The sequence below is a fragment of the Fulvivirga sedimenti genome (genome assembly GCF_020328055.1).
Map to the genome: position 1 here is coordinate 94,581 of NZ_JAIXNE010000001.1, position 17,460 is coordinate 112,040.

Consider the following 17,460-nt stretch of genomic DNA (forward strand, 5'->3'; position numbering starts at 1 on the left):
TAAAATGTCACAAGGCATTACCATTAATGACCGATTTATACCCTGGACAGCCATTCCCACCAGCGCGGGTAAAACAATTCAGGAGCAGGAAGCCATCTCCTTTATCAGTCGGTGGTTAACAGGCACATCCGAATTTGAACTAAAAACTTCCGGATCCACCGGCACTCCTGGTACAATTATCGTATCCAGGGAACAAATGGAATTAAGTGCCTTGCGCACATTAGACCATTTCGGACTCGGCCCTGATGATCATGCGCTTGTCGCTATGAATACAAAATTCATTGCCGGAAAAATGATGCTCCTCAGGGCACTTCTGGGAGAAATGCATGTGACGGTTCAGGAACCTTCCAGATTGCCCAATCTTGAACATTCTGCTTTTACTTTTCTGGCAATTACGCCCTTGCAATTGCAGGAAATTCTTGACAAAATGAACTGGAGGCTATTGACCAGCTATAAATGTATTCTTGTTGGTGGCGCCCCTGTATCTGCTTTCCTTCGGAAGGAATTGTCGAAACTGCCTCTGAATATTTTCGAGACATATGGCATGACTGAAACGGTCTCCCATATTGCTGTCAGGAGATTGGGTGGCCCCTCAGCGGAAACCCTTTTCACGTGTATCCACGACCTGGAATTAAAGACGGATACGCTTGACCGGTTACAGATAAAGGGTGCTATTACCAGCCATCAATGGTTACAGACAAACGACCGCGTATTATTGCATGGAAAATTGCAATTCGAATGGCTGGGTCGTTCTGATTGGGTCATTAATTCGGGGGGCATAAAGATTCAACCGGAAAAACTGGAGGAAATCCTGGAAGGCATATTCAGCGAGCAAGGTTGGAAAAATTCATTTTATATTCACGGGTGGCCACATCATGCATACGGTGAGGTGGCTATTCTCATTATTGAAGGAAATCTGCCGGCACCCGAGATTGAAATAAAGGAGATATTGCTACGGGTAATAGACCGCTATGAAATACCAAAGAAGATCGTTTCGCTTCCGTCTTTTATCAGGACCGAAACCGGAAAAATCCAGCGAATCCGGACAGCTGAATTACTCTCCCCCCTGACTTTTTAATTTTACAATTTCCTTTTGAAGGTCCAGCACAATTGATGCCAGCTGTTCGGTAGATACCTCATTCTTTTCATTGGCATCGGGGAATTGGACACTGATATATGCCTTGGCTGACCATACTTCCAGCACATCTTCAACATCCATCTGATACGGCGCATACTGCCGGTTATCCGATACAAGGAACAACTTACCGTTATCATTGATGTAGTTGAATACACGCTTATAAACAATGCCGTCCGTGCGGGTTACCAACACATAGGTTTTGCCATTTTTTACGTCACGGATATCCTCCACGAAAGATCCAATCACAATGGTGCCGGGCAAAATGGGCAGCATCGAATCACCCACAATTTCAAAGGCCCTGTAGGTCGCATTCTGAGGAAGGATGGGGAGATTAAACCGGGGAAGCTCCTGGATATATTCCGGATCGGCATAACCATTGAGGTATCCGGCAGCCGCTTTCTGTGGGACCAGTTCGATGTTCTCGCGACCATCATTACTTACAGTAACGGCCAGAACTTCTTTCCCGCGTTTGAATTTACTCACAATGAGATCAGATGCCTTCAGCTTTGAGACATCCTTGCTGATAAGAATATCTACGGATGTACCGAAGGCATTGGCCATCGTAGTTAGCGTTGTAAGCCTTGGGTCGGCTCTACCTTCCTCATACGCACCCAGCAGCGATCTCTTGATGCCGATCTGCTCTGAAAATTGCTCCTGTGTTAGCCCTAATTTTTTGCGTAAATACCGTATGTTATCACTTATTAAACTCATGATGCATTATAAACTAAGAATTGTTCATTATTAAACGTACGCTGCTGTAAATTATAAAGATGGGAATGATAAAACATTTCAGGATTATCCCGGTTTTTCAACCGGTTTTCGATCTGTTCAACCACCTGGCGTAATGTACACCCTGCATCCGCGAGCAGGTACCCGTAACACGACTTAGAGTCATGCGGAGCAGAAACGGTGAACTTGATCTGGCACCGTCCCGACTTCAGACGTTTACTGGTTAACTGCAATTTATATCCCCTTCCTTGCATGCTGCTAAATTATTTAGTTATTTCGAATAAAGAAAGAATATTCTCTTCAGAATAACAAATAAATTACTAATTATTTTAGTATTTAATGAAATCTCCAAATCCCGGACTTTTTTAGATACACTTTTATATTTTCGCAGTTGAATGGAAGACAGCTACAAACACAAGGGAATGCGCCGGTCACTGGTGCGTAAATTACGGGAAAAAGGAATCAGGGATAAACGGATACTGGATGCGATAGGCAAAGTGCCCCGTCACTTTTTTTTTGAGAACGCGCTGATCAGTCACGCATACCAGGACAAGGCGTTTCCGATTGGTGAAGGTCAGACTATTTCTCAGCCTTACACTGTTGCATTTCAGACCGAGAAATTAAAAGTTGAACCGGGGAATAAGATATTGGAAGTAGGTACGGGTTCGGGTTACCAGGCCTGTATTCTGCTTGAACTGGGTGCAGAAGTTTATACGATAGAATACAACAAAGTCCTGTACGAACGCACCCGAAAATTCCTTCCGTTAATGGGCTACCGTCCCAAGTTTTTTCATGGCGACGGTTCGAGGGGATTGCCGCGCTATGCTCCCTATGACCGGATCATCGTAACAGCAGGAGCGCCGTCGGTACCCAACAGTCTCATTGAGCAGCTTAAAATCGGTGGTATACTGATCATTCCCGTCGGCGATTCAGAGCGGCAGCAGATGTATCGCATCACCCGAACCGGTGAGCGGCAGGTTAGCCGCGAGACGTTTGATTATTTCAGTTTTGTTCCCCTGAAGGGGGATGAAGGCTGGGGTAAAGGATGAGCTTTTCAAGGAAATTAAGTTCCTTCTTCCGATCTTTGAGAATATTCAAGCATTAACCTCATGGCACGAAAACCCAAACACCCGAAGGATTCATTTGTCAACATGACCGAACTGGTTCTTCCCAACGATACCAACACACTGAATAACCTTATGGGCGGACGGCTCATGCACTGGATGGATATCGTATCGGCCATCGCAGCCCAGCGTCACTCGAACCGCATTGTGGTTACGGCATCAGTTGACAACGTAAGTTTCACCCATGCTATACAGTTGGGAAATGTTGTGACCCTGCGGGCCAAGGTTACACGCGCATTCAACTCATCAATGGAAGTACATATTGAGGTAGAAGCAGAAGACATCCCTTCCGGCAAAAAATTTATGAGTAATTCGGCGTTCTTTACTTTCGTAGCTGTTGATCAGACCGGCCGTCCTATCGACGTACCGGAAGTTGTCCCGGAAACAGAGGAAGAGGTACAGCTCTATGAAGGGGCTTTACGCCGCCGTCAGCTCAGGCTGGTGCTTGCCAAAAGGATGAAGCCCAAAGATGCTACAGAGCTTAAATCGATCTTTGACCCCCAACATTACCTGAATGATGAATAAACCAAACCATGAATGGCTTGCGGGTCTGTTTCAGGAAGGCATATACATTGTGCCAGGGGAAAACAAGGTATCAGCCGGAGTATCCGATTCACCTGAACCGGATGAAAAAGACACGGATTCGGTCGAACCGCAAACTGTATCAGAGCAAAGTCCGCTTACTATGCCCGACTTCCGCGGAGGAAACAAAAAGCACATACTGATACTCACCGATTCAATTCCGGATTCAACCGAAGAAGCATTACTTACCAATATCATGGGAGCCACCGGACTTACCTGGGATGACATTGCGCTTATCAACTGGTATGACCAGCCCAGGCCAGATTTGCTGAGCAAACTCGAATCTCACGTGGTAATCAGTTTTGGGCTGGAACATGATCCATGGTGTGATACCGACCCATACCAGGTTCACCATGCCAATGGAGTAACACACCTCCGATCAGATGCGCTGCGATCCCTCAATTCACAAATCGACCAGAAAAGAAAGCTTTGGTCGGCGCTCAAGGAAATGTTCGGGGTATAGCCTATTGATTAAAATTGTTTCATTTATAAGATAGGTTCTTATATATTTGCGCAAACTTTTAAATAACCACACCCGGTGTGGTTTTTCTTTGCCGGTTAACGGCATGCAAACTAATAACCTAAACTATTGATTATGAACAATATTGCTTACGTTATTCCCCTGTTAGGTCTGGTGGGTATTGTGGTGATGATCGGTAAATCGATCTGGGTAAGTAAACAGGATGCGGGTAATGAGAACATGAAGCAGCTCGCCGGCTACATTGCAGAAGGTGCAATGGCGTTCCTGAAAGCTGAGTGGAAAGTACTGTCGTACTTTGTGGTCATTGCTGCATTGTTACTCGCTTATTCCGGAACTTTGGTAGAAGATTCACACCCACTTATTGCAGCGGCATTTGTTGTTGGAGCGGTTCTGTCGGCTTTTGCCGGCTGGATTGGCATGAATATCGCCACCAAAGCTAACGTTCGTACAACCCAGGCAGCACGTACAAGTCTTGCCAAAGCACTGCAGGTATCATTCACAGGCGGAACTGTGATGGGTCTTGGTGTAGCCGGACTGGCGGTATTGGGATTAGGCAGTTTGTTTTTAATATTCGTTCAAATCTTTGTTCCGGAAGGCGTTGCCGTAACGGGCATTGAGATGAAAACCGCAATCGAGGTACTGGCCGGTTTTTCGCTTGGCGCGGAATCGATTGCTCTTTTCGCTCGTGTTGGTGGAGGAATTTACACAAAGGCAGCAGACGTCGGAGCTGACCTCGTGGGTAAGGTTGAGGCAGGAATTCCGGAAGATGATCCAAGGAACCCGGCTACCATTGCTGATAACGTAGGTGATAACGTAGGTGACGTGGCTGGTATGGGAGCCGACCTGTTCGGGTCTTATGTGGCAACGATCCTGGCTACAATGGTATTAGGTCAGGAAATTTCATCGGCCGATAATTTCGGTGGCATGGCCCCTATCCTGCTGCCCATGCTTATCGCAGGAATGGGACTTATATTTTCAATCATTGGCGCAAGTGGTGTTCGTATCATCAATGAACAGGGTGATGTTCAGCAGGCGCTGAACCTGGGTAACTGGGGATCGATTATTTTAACGGGTATCGGATCCTATTTCCTTGTGAACTGGATGCTGCCTGATACCTTGTCGATCCGTGGATACGAATTTACTTCAATGAATGTGTTCTGGGCAATCTTCCTGGGTCTGGTGGTAGGTGCACTCATGAGCATCATAACTGAATATTATACCGCTATGGGCAGACGACCTGTTCGTTCAATCGTGCGACAGTCATCGACGGGTCACGCAACGAATATCATTGGCGGACTTGCAGTAGGTATGGAGTCTACGGTAATGCCAATCATCGTACTTGCTGGTGGAATTTATGGATCCTATACCCTGGCTGGTCTTTATGGTGTGGCAATCGCGGCTGCAGGTATGATGGCTACAACAGCCATGCAGTTGGCCATCGATGCTTTTGGTCCGATTGCAGATAACGCTGGCGGTATTGCCGAAATGAGTGGTCTGCCTGACGAGGTTCGTGGCAGAACAGATATCCTGGATGCAGTAGGAAACACCACAGCAGCCACAGGTAAAGGATTCGCAATTGCTTCCGCTGCCTTAACGGCGCTTGCTTTATTCGCGGCCTTTGTAGGAATTGCAGGCATCGACAGCATTGACATCTATAAGGCGGAGGTACTTTCCGGGTTATTTGTTGGGGCAATGATACCGTTCATATTCTCATCCCTCGCGATTGCGGCGGTAGGACGTGCAGCCATGGCCATGGTTGAGGAGGTTCGCCGCCAATTCAAGGAAATCCCTGGCATCATGGAAGGAAAGGTTCACCCTGAATATGACAAATGTGTGGAGATTTCCACTCAGGCATCAATCCGTGAAATGGTTCTTCCTGGTGCAATAGCCCTGGTAGTTCCTATCATCGTTGGTTTCGGATTCGGTCCGGAAGTATTGGGCGGCACACTGGCTGGAATTACAGTTTCAGGTGTTCTCATGGGAATGTTCCAGAACAATGCCGGAGGTGCGTGGGATAACGCAAAGAAATCCTTTGAAAAAGGCGTGAACATCAATGGTAAAATGGAATATAAGGGTTCGGATGCCCACAAGGCTTCGGTTACAGGAGATACTGTTGGAGATCCTTTCAAGGATACATCCGGGCCGTCCATGAATATTCTGATCAAACTAACTTCGATTGTCGCCCTGATTATAGCACCGCATATTTCAGTGAACCCGGCACATCATGCCGATGCTGAACTTAATTCAGTTGAAACAACTACAGCAATTGAGGTTGTTGAGGTTCAGCAGGATAGTGAAGAATTATAATAAATGACGAATTAAAACAAAAGCCCCTGTTCGGGGCTTTTTTTGTTACCTTTAAATCCGATATATTTAAGCAAATATTTTTTTATGACGAAGTGTTTCTTATCCCTTCTTCTGTTGTCTCTCCTTACCAGTACCGGGGCCTTCTGCCAGAATGAGATTTTTGGGCGCTGGAAAACCATCGACGATGAAACGAATGAACCAAAGTCAATTGTCGAAATATACAAAAAAGGAGATCAGCTTCATGGTAAAATCGTAGAGCTTATTAATCCTCCTGCGGATGATCCGGATCCGGTATGTGATGAGTGCCCCAAAGATGACCCTCGCTATAATCAAAAGGTTATTGGCATGGAGATCATTCGGGATATGAAAAGGAATGGAGACGAATTTGAAGGAGGCACAGTCCTGAAGCCCGATGAAGGAAAGATTTACAAATGTAAAATCTGGCTGGAAGACGGCGACCTGAAAGTACGGGGATACTGGGGAATTTTTTATCGCACTCAAACGTGGATACGTGCAAATTAACTGGAAAATCTTGGTTAAAATCGGGCATTTTGTCAATTTGTCTGTTGATTATAATAGAACCTATGAACAAAGGGTTACCTGAAGTGGTATTTATGTATAAAAAGTTAAGTCCGGCATGACAGATCAGGAAATTTTTGAGCAGGTGTGTCAGGGCGACGAGAAAGCACTGGAAGTTCTTTATAAAAAGTACTACCGGATGATGACTAAATTAGTCATTTCAAACAGCGGTACTGAAGAAGAAGCTAAGGATATATATCAGGAGGCCCTGGTAGTTTTTTGGCAGAAGGCTGTAAGTGGAAACCTGGTGCTCACCTCGAAGATCAGTACATACGTGTACAGTATCTGTCAGAATTTATGGCGAAAGGAGCTCGACCGGAAAAAACGGTTATCCAATGAGGAAAAGGACGGTGTCGAATACACTGATTACGATTCAAAGGAAAGAGCAAAAATCATTCAGGAATGTATCAATGACCTGGGTGATACCTGTCGAAATGTACTGATGTATTATTATTTTGATGGTTTGTCGATGCAGGATATCGCAGATAAACTTGGATTTGCCAATACAAATACGGCGAAAACAAAAAAATATAAATGTAAAAAGAAACTAGATGATTTGGTCAAATCCCGCTACTCGGAGAAAGACTTTCTTGACTAACTACTACCATGACGAATACGGAACTAATTAACGCTTATCTTGACAACGAACTGCCGGAGGCAGAACGGAACCGGTTTGAGGAACGCCTCGACAAGGAACCGAAACTGCAACAGGAGTTAGGTTTGCATAAGGATATTATTGAGGGCATCCGCAATGCAAGAATAGCAGACCTGAAACACCGTCTTGATAATGTTCCCGTTGGCGGGGCTACTGGTTGGTCTACTGCGAAAGTACTTACCGCCGTTGCCGTGGTAGCGGTTACGGCTGTTGCCATTTACTTCCTTTACCCAGAGGCAGGTACTACCGACAAGGCAATGTCTGATTCGTCAGCTGTTGAACAGGCAGAAACACCTTCGACTGTTCCTAATACCATTCAGGAACTGCCCGAACAAAAGAATATCGAAGAGCAGCCGGTGGAAGAGGAAAATATTATTCCCGCAGAAACCGAAAAGTCTGATATCAAAAAGCCTGCAGAGGAAATTGCAAAGCAGCCAGAAAACAAACGGCCTGTGATTGCCCCTTCATTTGAAAACGAAGAATCCCAGCGAACTGAAGTGACAGCACCTGATGGCGCTGTACTGGGCGAAGTGGTAAGCGGTGCTTCAAATGTTGAAGTTGAGGTTGACAGAACTATGAAGAATCTTGATTTCCACTATGCATTCGACAACAATACACTGAAGCTGTATGGAAATTTCGATGACGACCTGTATGAAATACTTGAATTCAATTCAAATAAAGGAAAGCGCTGGTTCCTGAGTTATCAGGATAAGTTTTACGGACTGGATTCTGCTGCTTCCGGAGTAACACCGCTGCAGGAAATTACAGATCAGAAATTATTGAATGTCCTGAAAAGCATTCAGTAGATTTCACAATGAAAATACAAACCGCCCCAAAAGGGCGGTTTTTTTATTTCCCCCTGTATACTATTTATTTCATTGTACCCGTTGCCCGTTAAAAGAATTCCTTAAATTTGATCTTGATTTTTTGAACGTGAGTACACATCAGATTAAAAACAGGAAGAAAAAGAAGCTGGGCAGCTACCCCTACGTGAGTGTTGTTTTCAGTATCGCACTGGCCTTATTCGTTATTGGGCTGTTCGCCTTACTCATACTCCATTCTAACCGCCTGGCCACATGGATTCGTGAAAACGTGGAAATCCAGGTTTACCTTGATAAGGACATAACCGATAATCAACGGATTCAGATACAGAAAACACTTTCAGCAAAACCATATGCGGCACTCAGCGACGGTGAGGTACAAATCCGTTTTACATCCAGGGAGGAGGCTGCACAATCCTTTATCGAGGAAACCGGTGAGGATTTCAGTGATTTCCTTGGCCAGAATCCCTTACGCGATGCGTACAGCCTGCGAATAAATCCCGAGTACCATGTGACAGACAGTATGCAGCAGATTCGTACTGAAATTGAAGCCATGAGCGGTGTTTTCGAAGTGGATTACGTGGAAAATCTGGTAGAGGAAATCAACCGGAATGTTACTTATATCAGCCTGGCTATGCTGGGGATTGCCCTCCTGCTTCTCATCGCTGTGGTACTCCTGATCAACAATACGATAAAACTTGCACTATTTTCACAACGGTTTCTCATCAGAAGTATGCAACTCGTAGGTGCCCGGCCCGGATTTATTCAACGTCCGTTCCTGTGGCGTTCCATTTTACACGGACTGATTGCCGGACTCATCGCAAGCCTGCTGCTGTACCTGGTCATACAATTCGCAAACCGGGAGATTGACGGTTTGTCCCAGTTGCAGGATCCGAACCTTATCGGCGCCATCTTCCTGGCACTGCTATTCCTGGGAGCCGGAATAGCCGTACTGAGCAGCTATCGGGCCATAAAAAAATATCTTAGGATGTCACTTGATGAACTTTATTAATTATGGATAAAAACGAATTGCCTTTTTCACGGATCAATTATAAACTCATGCTCATTGGTGTGGCATTACTGGGTGCAGGCTTTATCATTATGAGTCTGGACCAGCAGGAGTTTGGTTTTGGGTTTCTGGGCCTTACACTCGGGCCGCTCGTTGTCATGGCAGGCTTTCTTGTTGAAATTGCCGCAATCCTGAAATCCCCAGATAAGAAAGATTAATGAATACGCTCGAAGCGCTGATCCTTGGTATTGTCCAGGGACTAACGGAATTCCTTCCCGTAAGCAGCAGCGGACATATTGAACTTGGCACCTATCTGCTGAATGTGCAGTCGTCGGATAACCTGATCTTTGCCATCCTCGTTCATGGTGCAACCGCTCTTTCAACCATTGTGGTTTTCAGGCGTGATATTTTAGATTTATTACGCGGACTGTTGAAATTCTCGTGGAATGAGGAAACCCAATTTGTTGCTAAAATTGTAATATCCATGATCCCGGTAGGTCTGGCGGGCGTATTATACGAAGATGAAATTGAACAACTCTTTGGAGGAAATGTCGTTTTTGTAGCCCTTATGCTGCTCGTTACAGGCACATTGTTGCTAATCACCTGGTTTACCAAAGACCGCGATGGAAGTGTGACCTGGTGGAAAGCGCTGATCATTGGAATTGCCCAGGCCATCGCCATTTTACCAGGCATCTCCCGTTCCGGAGCTACCATTACCACCGCGCTCTATCTGGGGGTTGAAAAAAATAAGGCAACCCGCTTTTCCTTTCTCATGGTCCTGCCTCCTATTATCGGTGCCATGTTGCTTAAATTTAAAGATATCGCAGAAGCCCCTGAGCTGGCCACCAACATCCCGGTAAGTGTATTGATTACAGGTTTTGTCGCGGCGTTTGTTGCCGGACTAATCGCATGCCAGTGGATGATCTCCATTGTCCGCAAAGGAAAGCTCATCTATTTCGCGTATTACTGCTACGCCATAGCCATTATAACCCTCATCTTTTATTTTATTTCCTGATGGAGCCCGAAGAAGGAAGCGTATTACTTGTTGACAAGCCCCTCACATGGACCTCCTTTGATGTGGTGAAAAAACTCCGCTATGCATTGAAAGTAAAAAAAATAGGACATGCCGGAACGCTGGATCCGCTCGCTACCGGCTTGCTGATTCTGTGTACGGGCAAGATGACAAAGCAGATCGATTCCTTTCAGGCAATGGAGAAGGAGTACGAGGGAGAGATTGTTTTGGGTAAAATAACTCCTTCCTATGACCTTGAGACGGACGTACAGGAGTTTGGCGACACATCCGGAATTACGGAAGATCAAATAGAACAGGCGCTGAACAAATTCAGGGGAACCATCTCACAGGTACCTCCTCAATTCTCAGCCATCAAGGTCGACGGAAAACGCGCGTACGAAAGTGCGCGAAAAGGAAAAAAAATAAAAATGGAACCACGCCAGGTCGAAATCAAACAGTTCGATCTTGAAAAAATCAGCACCGACAGATATAAATTCACAGTTGTTTGCTCCAAAGGCACCTATATCAGAAGCCTTGCACATGATTTTGGACAGGCACTCGGTACCGGTGCATATCTGGCTGCCTTGCGAAGGACCCGAATCGGCAACTTTCATGTAAAGGATGCGAGTACAATTGAAGCACTGACGGCATTATGAAAATTTACCATGGCATAGAAGACTTCAAGCCCTTGCGAAATGCGGTTGTAACCAGCGGCACATTCGACGGGGTACACCTTGGCCATCAGCAAATCCTGAAGCGCCTGCGCGAAGTTGCCGGTAAGGTTGATGGGGAAACGGTTCTGATCACATTCTGGCCCCACCCCCGCCTCGTTCTTTTTCCCGACCAAAAAGACCTGTTGCTCCTGAATACATTTGAAGAGAAAGCCGCCCTCCTTCGTGAATTCGGCATTGAACATTTACTTCGCATCCCCTTTACGCGGGAATTTTCTAAAATGAGTTCGGATGAATTCATCCGTAAAATTCTGGTAGATACGATCGGAACCAAAAAACTGGTCATTGGCTATGACCACAAATTTGGAAAAAACAGGGAAGGAAGCTTTGAGCACCTCAAACAGCATGCACCGGAATATGGCTTTGAGGTGGAAGAAATACCACGCCATGAAGTGGATCACCTGGTGGTAAGTTCAACAAAAATCCGGCATGCTCTGCTGGAGGGCGATATGGATACCGCAACGGAACTATTGGGCAGACCTTATGGCATTTCCGGCCGGGTAGTTCGCGGACAAAAGATCGGACGTATTCTGGGTTTCCCTACAGCAAACATTGAAATTGATCACGCCAACAAGTTAATCCCCTCGTTTGGCGCATATGCAGTGAAGGTAATGTATGAAGGAACAGCCTATAATGGCATGATGAACATCGGTATGCGACCTACCGTTGGCGGCACAACCCGGACCCTTGAGGTCAATATCTTTGATTTCGACAGGGATATTTACGGAGATACACTTAATTTACAGTTCATCGCCAGAATCAGAAGTGAGATTCCTTTCCCTGATATTGAATCTTTAAAAAAGCAACTTTTATCAGATAAGGAGGCTGCTCTGAAGCTGTTAACCAACTAAAAACTGCGTTTTTATGGATCATCCGAAACAATTATGGAAACCTACCCAACAATTTAAGGATGAAGCCGGGTTAACAACCTATATGACATGGCTTCAAAAAAACTATCATCTTTCCTTTTCCGGCTATCAGGAGCTTTGGTCGTGGTCCGTTGAAAATATTGCAACTTTCTGGGAGAGCCTCTGGAAGTACTTTGATATCATCAGCGGATCCCCCTATGAACAGGTTATGACCACCGACCCCATGCCGGACACCCGGTGGTTCACCAAATCAAGCATCAATTTCGCCGAGCATATCTTTCGTAAATATTCAGATGACCGACCGGCCATACTCTTTTCGAATGAACAAGGTGTATCAAAGGAAATCAGCTGGTCGGCACTCAAAAACAGCGTCGCCTCCCTACAACACAGCCTTAAAAAGTGGGGAATGAATCCTGGTGACAGAATGGTCGCGTTCCTTCCCAACATCCCCGAGGCCACCATAAGCTTCCTCGCAGGTAACGGATTGGGAATGGTTTGGTCAAGCTGCTCACCTGATTTTGGAACAACTGCCGTAATCGACCGGTTCGCACAGATCGAACCCAGGGTGCTTATCACGGTTGACGGTTATCATTATGGCGGAAAAGCATTTGATAAACGTGCAGAAGTAGCAGAAATCGTCAAGGCGCTTCCGACAGTCGAAAAAGTCATCGTGATCCCCTATCTCAATACAGGTCTTGATGTACCTCAACAGGTAATGTGGGACGAAGCCGTTTCTTCAGAAGCTATAGATCCAACCTTTATCAAAATGCCGTTTGATCACCCAATATGGGTGCTTTATTCCTCCGGCACCACAGGAATCCCCAAAGCGATTACACACAGCCAGGGAGGGGTACTGATGGAATTGTTAAAATACCTCACCTTCCATAATGATGTTAAGGAAGGAGACCGTTCCTTCTGGTACACCACCACCGGATGGATGATGTGGAATTATTTACAGGGAGCACTCCTTTGCGGCGCGTCTATCGTCCTTTATGACGGAAGTCCGGCGTATCCGGAAATCGATCAGTTATGGAATCTGGCTGATAAATTTGGAATCACCCACCTGGGCACCAGTGCCGGATATGTGGTGGCCAATATGAAAGCATCCGCTCAACCAGGAAAGAAATTTGATCTCAGCGGATTGGTAAGTATCGGTTCAACAGGCTCTCCCCTTCCGCCAGAGGGTTTCGACTGGATATATGAAGAAATAGGATCCGATATATGGCTAACCTCTATCAGTGGGGGAACCGATGTATGCAGTGCATTTGTGGGCGGATGTCCTCTCTTGCCAGTCTACAGTGGAGAGATTCAATGCCGCGCCCTCGGCTGTGATTTGCACGCCTACAACGAAGAAGGTGAACCTGTTCTTGATGAAGTTGGAGAAATGGTGATCACCTCTCCCATGCCTTCCATGCCGGTTTACTTTTGGAATGACCCGGGTAAAGAACGCTACAGAGCCAGCTACTTCGAGGAATTCCCTGGTGTATGGCGGCATGGCGACTGGATTCGCATTACTCCCCGGCAGGGTATTGTAATATACGGCCGTTCAGATGCCACGCTCAACCGGGGCGGAATTCGTATCGGAACCAGTGAAATTTATCGCGCAGTGGATGCGGTGCCTGAAATAGCCGACAGCCTGATCGTTTGTATTGAACGCGAGAAGGGGGAATTTTATATGCCATTGTTTGTGGTGCTCCGACAAGGTGAAAAACTCGATGAGACCCTGATAAAAAAAATCAACTCTACAATCCGGTCTGCCTATACGCCCAGGCATGTGCCCGATGAAATTCTGGTCATTCCTGAAATACCTTATACAATCAGTGGCAAAAAGACAGAAGCTCCGGTGAAAAAGATCCTCATGGGTAAGGATCCAGCCAAAGCCATAAAGAAAGATGCCCTGCGAAACCCACAGGTACTTGAATATTTTATAGAACTAGCGAACAAAATAAATGAAAACAACATCAGAAATTAACTTCAAAATTGAGCTGGATGCAGACCGTATTCCGGAAAAAATCCTTTGGGATGCCACTGAAAAACCTGAAGACGCCGCACAGGAAACAAGTGCAATCAATATTTCTATCTGGGACCCCAGTGTGAAAAATACGATGCGCATTGACCTCTGGACAAAGGAGATGCCGGTTGATGAAATGAAACGATTTTATATCGACTGCCTTGGTGGCATGGGACAGAGTTTACTCAATTCAACAGGAGATGAATTCATGTCGTCAGAAATTAATATGCTTTGCGATAAACTTGTTGAATATTTGAAGAAAGAATACGGAAATTGACCAGTTATTGAATTTTTTTTATTAATCCGGCTTTCTATCTCAAATATTTCAACAAATTCTTGTACATTCAATCAATTTTATGCGTTTGCATGACTTAAAAGCAGTTTGAACATAACCGTGAAATTATTATGATCAATTTTTTACAGAAGTCATTATGTATTACCATAATGCTATTTTTTATTGCTGCGGTACCAATATTCGCCCAGATTTCTATCTCAGGGACGATAATTGACCAGGGCACAAATGATCCATTGGCAGGCGTTAACGTTGTGGTGAAAGGGAAAGTAATCGGAACCATTACCGACGCAAATGGCAATTTCAGCCTGGATGTGGATGATAACCCTCCGATTACCCTCGTATTTTCATTCATCGGTTTTGAAACCCAGGAAATGGAAATCACGCAAAATAACGTGACCGGGCTTACAGTGAACATGATCGAACAAACCCTGCTGGGTCAGGAGGTTGTGGTTTCAGCGAGCCGTGTCGAAGAAAGTATTCTGGAGTCTCCTGTTTCGATTGAAAAAATGGATATCCTCGCTGTACAGAATACATCGGCAGATAACTACTACAAAGGAATCGCCAACCTGAAAGGGGTGGATGTTGCCACCAGTAGTATCAATTTTCAAATTATCAACGCCCGTGGATTTGCCTCTACAGGTAATACCCGATTCGTCCAACTGACCGACGGAATGGACACCCAGGCACCCGCTTTGAACTTCCCGATCGGTAACCTGAACGGACCGAGTGAACTGGATGTTGAAAGTGTTGAATTGATTCCCGGAGCTGCTTCTGCGCTGTACGGCCCGAACGCTTTTAACGGAATCCTGCTGGTAAACAGTAAGAGTGCCTTTGATTATCAGGGGGTTAGCGCATTTGCCAAACTTGGTGTGAATCATATCGGAAGTGAGGCAGATCAGGATGCATCCCCCATGTACGAAGCATCACTTCGGTATGCAAAGTCATTTAATAACAAATTTGCCTTCAAGGTGAATTTCTCCTATATGCGGGCTGACGACTGGCACGGAACAAGCGATTTCGACCGCAATGCCGATTTGAATCCATTTGCTGCAGTTGGCGGTCCGAATCCCGGCGCCGACAGACTGCATTTTATGGGTGATGAAGCCAGCATCAACCTTGCAATTTTCCCGCTTAGCTCAGCATGGCGAGCCGCTGCTCAGAATGCCATCTTTGCTCCGGGTCTGAGTGCGCTGGATTATGCTGATGCCGGTGACCTTCCAAGCCATGTGGTTTCAGTTACCCCATACGAAGAAGTAGACCTGATCGATTATGGAGCTGAGAACATCAAAACCAATGTGGGACTATATTACCGACTGAACGATAAGCTCGAACTAAGTTACCTGTTCAATGCAGGCTGGGGAACCAGTATTTATACCGGAGCCCAGCGATACTCGCTATCCAATTTTGGTATTATGCAGCACCGTCTGCAGCTGAGGGGAGATAACTTCTTCATTCGCGGTTATACAACACGGGAGAACTCGGGAGATTCATATATTACCGAATTCCTCGCGAAACGTATGTATGATATCAGCTCAGGCGGTGACGTTTCTACCTGGCTTGCCACGTATGGTATCGGTTATATCGCCGCCCTTAATGGCGCTGGTTTAATGCCTGGTGATATCAATAATTTGCCTGCAGATCAAAGAACTCAAATTCAGCTGGCTGCCCATAATTTTGCCAGGGGACTATCCGAATCCCAGTTTACCCTAACTCCGGGCACTCCGGAATTTGAAGAGGCCAAGCGACGCGGTCTCCAGGGAGTAGTTCCGTTCGGACCGAAATTCAATGATAAGTCGAACCTGTACCATCTGGAAGGACAGTATGATTTCAAGAATGAGATCGACTGGATGTCACTTCAGGTAGGTGGTAATTTCAGAATGTACGAGCTTAACTCCAATGGAACCATCTTTGACGATGAGGGAGGACTTACCATTAAAGAATATGGTGCATATGCCCAGGCATCGAAGCGTATTTTGGCTGAGAAGCTTAAGCTCACTGCTTCACTTCGATATGATAAGAATGAGAATTTCGACGGACAGTTTTCACCCCGTGTCTCAGCAGTATGGTCGATCGCAGAAAATCATTTCATTCGCGGTTCATACCAGACCGGTTTCAGAATTCCAACAACCCAGGGTCAGTTTATCGACCTGAACATCATTACAGCCCGATTGCTGGGTGGATTACCGGAGATTTATGAGAAGTATGATGTAGAGACAAACTCTTACACACGCGAGTCGGTTGCGGAATACAGCCAGGCGGTATTTGATGGCGGTGCCACACCCCAGTCTATCCTCGGAAACCTGGACAAGCTTCGTCCATTTGTTTATGATCCTGTTAAACCTGAGCGTGTGAATTCATTCGAAGTAGGTTACAAGGGTTTGCTGGGAAATAAACTATTGATTGATGTTGCTTACTACTACAACCGTTACCGCGATTTCATCACGCAGGTACAATTCAGAAAAGCACCTATCGATCTGCTCAACCCTCCTACCTCAGATCCTAACGTACTCGTGCCTGCTGCCGCTTCCCTGCTGAATGGTTCAGCATTAACAGTGGCAAGCGATGGAACGATCTCCGGAAACACGGCACAGATCTATACGAATTATGATCAGGAAATCAGCTCACAGGGGGCTGTCGTTGGACTTACCTATAACCTGCCTCGTAATTTCACGCTTTCAGGTAACTACAGCTGGAACGTACTGAACGATGAAATTGTGGGTGGTCTTTCAGAATACAATACACCTGAACATAAATACAATATCAGCTTTGCGAACCGGAAGCTTACAGATATCCTTGGGTTCAATCTGACTTACCGTTGGCAGACAGACTTCATCTGGGAGTCTTCATTTGCACGCGGACCAGTACCGTCATACGGAACACTGGATGCGCAGGTTAGCTTCAAGATGAAAGGTTTGAAATCTATGCTGAAAGTGGGAGGATCGAACATCCTAAATAAATACTACATTCAGAGTCTTGGCGGCCCGAATATCGGTGCCATCTACTACGTATCCATCACTTTTGATGAATTGATGAACTAATTGAAGAATCTCTTAATAGCCAGGGCGTCCTTTCGGGGACGCCTTTTTTTTATCCCGAATCTTACGTATTAAAGAAACC

Annotated in this window: 17 protein-coding genes; 16 read left to right on the plus strand and 1 reads right to left on the minus strand. The window is 45.8% G+C overall.

Annotation, left to right across the window (positions count from 1 at the left end; all coding sequences use genetic code 11):
- Positions 1 to 4 precede the first annotated feature (4 nt).
- Entirely contained in the window at positions 5 to 1,078 is a 1,074-nt protein-coding gene (locus tag LDX50_RS00405; protein ID WP_225696423.1) for an AMP-binding protein, read from the plus strand.
- Here the strand turns inward: LDX50_RS00405 and LDX50_RS00410 are convergent.
- Positions 1,055 to 1,849 carry an XRE family transcriptional regulator gene (locus tag LDX50_RS00410; RefSeq protein ID WP_225696424.1) on the minus strand — a complete coding sequence of 265 codons (795 nt, stop codon included), beginning with the start codon at positions 1,847 to 1,849 and terminating at the stop codon, positions 1,055 to 1,057. The two genes, LDX50_RS00405 and LDX50_RS00410, sit on opposite strands and share 24 nt — an antisense overlap.
- Before the next feature lie 413 nt (positions 1,850 to 2,262).
- Between LDX50_RS00410 and LDX50_RS00415 the strand changes: the two genes are divergently transcribed.
- The 15 genes from LDX50_RS00415 (at position 2,263) to LDX50_RS00485 (ending at position 17,381) form a co-directional block, all read left to right on the plus strand.
- Positions 2,263 to 2,916 (plus strand): protein-L-isoaspartate(D-aspartate) O-methyltransferase, encoded by a 654-nt coding sequence (locus LDX50_RS00415; protein ID WP_225696425.1) that lies wholly within the window; start codon positions 2,263 to 2,265, stop codon positions 2,914 to 2,916.
- Positions 2,917 to 2,976: 60 nt separating this feature from the next.
- Positions 2,977 to 3,516: an acyl-CoA thioesterase gene (locus LDX50_RS00420; RefSeq protein ID WP_225696426.1), complete on the plus strand. Its 540-nt coding sequence runs from the start codon at positions 2,977 to 2,979 to the stop codon at positions 3,514 to 3,516.
- Positions 3,506 to 4,036: a hypothetical protein gene (locus tag LDX50_RS00425; RefSeq protein WP_225696427.1), complete on the plus strand. Its 531-nt coding sequence runs from the start codon at positions 3,506 to 3,508 to the stop codon at positions 4,034 to 4,036. Before LDX50_RS00420 ends, LDX50_RS00425 begins: the two co-directional genes overlap by 11 nt.
- A 132-nt stretch (positions 4,037 to 4,168) precedes the next feature.
- Positions 4,169 to 6,361, plus strand: a complete 2,193-nt coding sequence (locus LDX50_RS00430; protein WP_225696428.1) for a sodium-translocating pyrophosphatase — start codon at positions 4,169 to 4,171, stop codon at positions 6,359 to 6,361.
- An 84-nt stretch (positions 6,362 to 6,445) separates the two neighbouring features.
- A complete protein-coding gene (locus LDX50_RS00435) occupies positions 6,446 to 6,883 on the plus strand; it encodes a DUF2147 domain-containing protein (RefSeq protein ID WP_225696429.1) in 438 nt (145 codons plus the stop codon).
- A gap of 115 nt (positions 6,884 to 6,998) precedes the next feature.
- Entirely contained in the window at positions 6,999 to 7,538 is a 540-nt protein-coding gene (locus LDX50_RS00440; protein WP_225696430.1) for an RNA polymerase sigma factor, read from the plus strand.
- 8 nt (positions 7,539 to 7,546) lie between these two features.
- The gene (locus LDX50_RS00445; protein WP_225696431.1) at positions 7,547 to 8,401 is read left to right on the plus strand and encodes an anti-sigma factor family protein; all 855 of its coding nucleotides are present in this window, start codon (positions 7,547 to 7,549) and stop codon (positions 8,399 to 8,401) included.
- Positions 8,402 to 8,528: 127 nt separating this feature from the next.
- Complete coding sequence (locus LDX50_RS00450; protein ID WP_225696432.1) at positions 8,529 to 9,428, plus strand: cell division protein FtsX; 900 nt, start codon at positions 8,529 to 8,531, stop codon at positions 9,426 to 9,428.
- A 2-nt stretch (positions 9,429 to 9,430) separates the two neighbouring features.
- Entirely contained in the window at positions 9,431 to 9,643 is a 213-nt protein-coding gene (locus tag LDX50_RS00455) for a DUF3098 domain-containing protein (protein ID WP_225696433.1), read from the plus strand.
- Positions 9,643 to 10,440, plus strand: a complete 798-nt coding sequence (locus LDX50_RS00460; protein WP_225696434.1) for an undecaprenyl-diphosphate phosphatase — start codon at positions 9,643 to 9,645, stop codon at positions 10,438 to 10,440. Before LDX50_RS00455 ends, LDX50_RS00460 begins: the two co-directional genes overlap by 1 nt.
- On the plus strand, positions 10,440 to 11,093 hold the full coding sequence (truB, locus tag LDX50_RS00465; RefSeq protein WP_225696435.1) for a tRNA pseudouridine(55) synthase TruB: 654 nt from the start codon (positions 10,440 to 10,442) through the stop codon (positions 11,091 to 11,093). Before LDX50_RS00460 ends, truB begins: the two co-directional genes overlap by 1 nt.
- Positions 11,090 to 12,019: a bifunctional riboflavin kinase/FAD synthetase gene (locus LDX50_RS00470; RefSeq protein WP_225696436.1), complete on the plus strand. Its 930-nt coding sequence runs from the start codon at positions 11,090 to 11,092 to the stop codon at positions 12,017 to 12,019. Before truB ends, LDX50_RS00470 begins: the two co-directional genes overlap by 4 nt.
- Positions 12,020 to 12,032: 13 nt before the next feature.
- Positions 12,033 to 14,009 carry an acetoacetate--CoA ligase gene (locus tag LDX50_RS00475; protein ID WP_225696437.1) on the plus strand — a complete coding sequence of 659 codons (1,977 nt, stop codon included), beginning with the start codon at positions 12,033 to 12,035 and terminating at the stop codon, positions 14,007 to 14,009.
- Positions 13,987 to 14,325, plus strand: coding sequence for a gliding motility protein GldC (gene gldC, locus LDX50_RS00480; RefSeq protein ID WP_225696438.1), 339 nt, complete (start codon positions 13,987 to 13,989; stop codon positions 14,323 to 14,325). Before LDX50_RS00475 ends, gldC begins: the two co-directional genes overlap by 23 nt.
- Before the next feature lie 128 nt (positions 14,326 to 14,453).
- Positions 14,454 to 17,381 carry a TonB-dependent receptor gene (locus LDX50_RS00485; protein ID WP_225696439.1) on the plus strand — a complete coding sequence of 976 codons (2,928 nt, stop codon included), beginning with the start codon at positions 14,454 to 14,456 and terminating at the stop codon, positions 17,379 to 17,381.
- Positions 17,382 to 17,460 lie beyond the last annotated feature (79 nt).

Bases quoted from the DNA above. Each gene is read 5' to 3' on its own strand.
- LDX50_RS00475 (WP_225696437.1), top strand. From the start codon at position 12,033: ATGGATCATCCGAAACAATTATGGAAACCTACCCAACAATTTAAGGAT.
- truB (WP_225696435.1), top strand. From the start codon at position 10,440: ATGGAGCCCGAAGAAGGAAGCGTATTACTTGTTGACAAGCCCCTCACA.
- LDX50_RS00440 (WP_225696430.1), top strand. From the start codon at position 6,999: ATGACAGATCAGGAAATTTTTGAGCAGGTGTGTCAGGGCGACGAGAAA.
- LDX50_RS00445 (WP_225696431.1), top strand. From the start codon at position 7,547: ATGACGAATACGGAACTAATTAACGCTTATCTTGACAACGAACTGCCG.
- LDX50_RS00420 (WP_225696426.1), top strand. From the start codon at position 2,977: ATGGCACGAAAACCCAAACACCCGAAGGATTCATTTGTCAACATGACC.
- LDX50_RS00485 (WP_225696439.1), top strand. From the start codon at position 14,454: ATGATCAATTTTTTACAGAAGTCATTATGTATTACCATAATGCTATTT.
- LDX50_RS00415 (WP_225696425.1), top strand. From the start codon at position 2,263: ATGGAAGACAGCTACAAACACAAGGGAATGCGCCGGTCACTGGTGCGT.
- LDX50_RS00430 (WP_225696428.1), top strand. From the start codon at position 4,169: ATGAACAATATTGCTTACGTTATTCCCCTGTTAGGTCTGGTGGGTATT.
- LDX50_RS00470 (WP_225696436.1), top strand. From the start codon at position 11,090: ATGAAAATTTACCATGGCATAGAAGACTTCAAGCCCTTGCGAAATGCG.
- LDX50_RS00425 (WP_225696427.1), top strand. From the start codon at position 3,506: ATGATGAATAAACCAAACCATGAATGGCTTGCGGGTCTGTTTCAGGAA.
- LDX50_RS00410 (WP_225696424.1), bottom strand. From the start codon at position 1,849: ATGAGTTTAATAAGTGATAACATACGGTATTTACGCAAAAAATTAGGG.
- LDX50_RS00405 (WP_225696423.1), top strand. From the start codon at position 5: ATGTCACAAGGCATTACCATTAATGACCGATTTATACCCTGGACAGCC.
- gldC (WP_225696438.1), top strand. From the start codon at position 13,987: ATGAAAACAACATCAGAAATTAACTTCAAAATTGAGCTGGATGCAGAC.
- LDX50_RS00435 (WP_225696429.1), top strand. From the start codon at position 6,446: ATGACGAAGTGTTTCTTATCCCTTCTTCTGTTGTCTCTCCTTACCAGT.
- LDX50_RS00455 (WP_225696433.1), top strand. From the start codon at position 9,431: ATGGATAAAAACGAATTGCCTTTTTCACGGATCAATTATAAACTCATG.
- LDX50_RS00460 (WP_225696434.1), top strand. From the start codon at position 9,643: ATGAATACGCTCGAAGCGCTGATCCTTGGTATTGTCCAGGGACTAACG.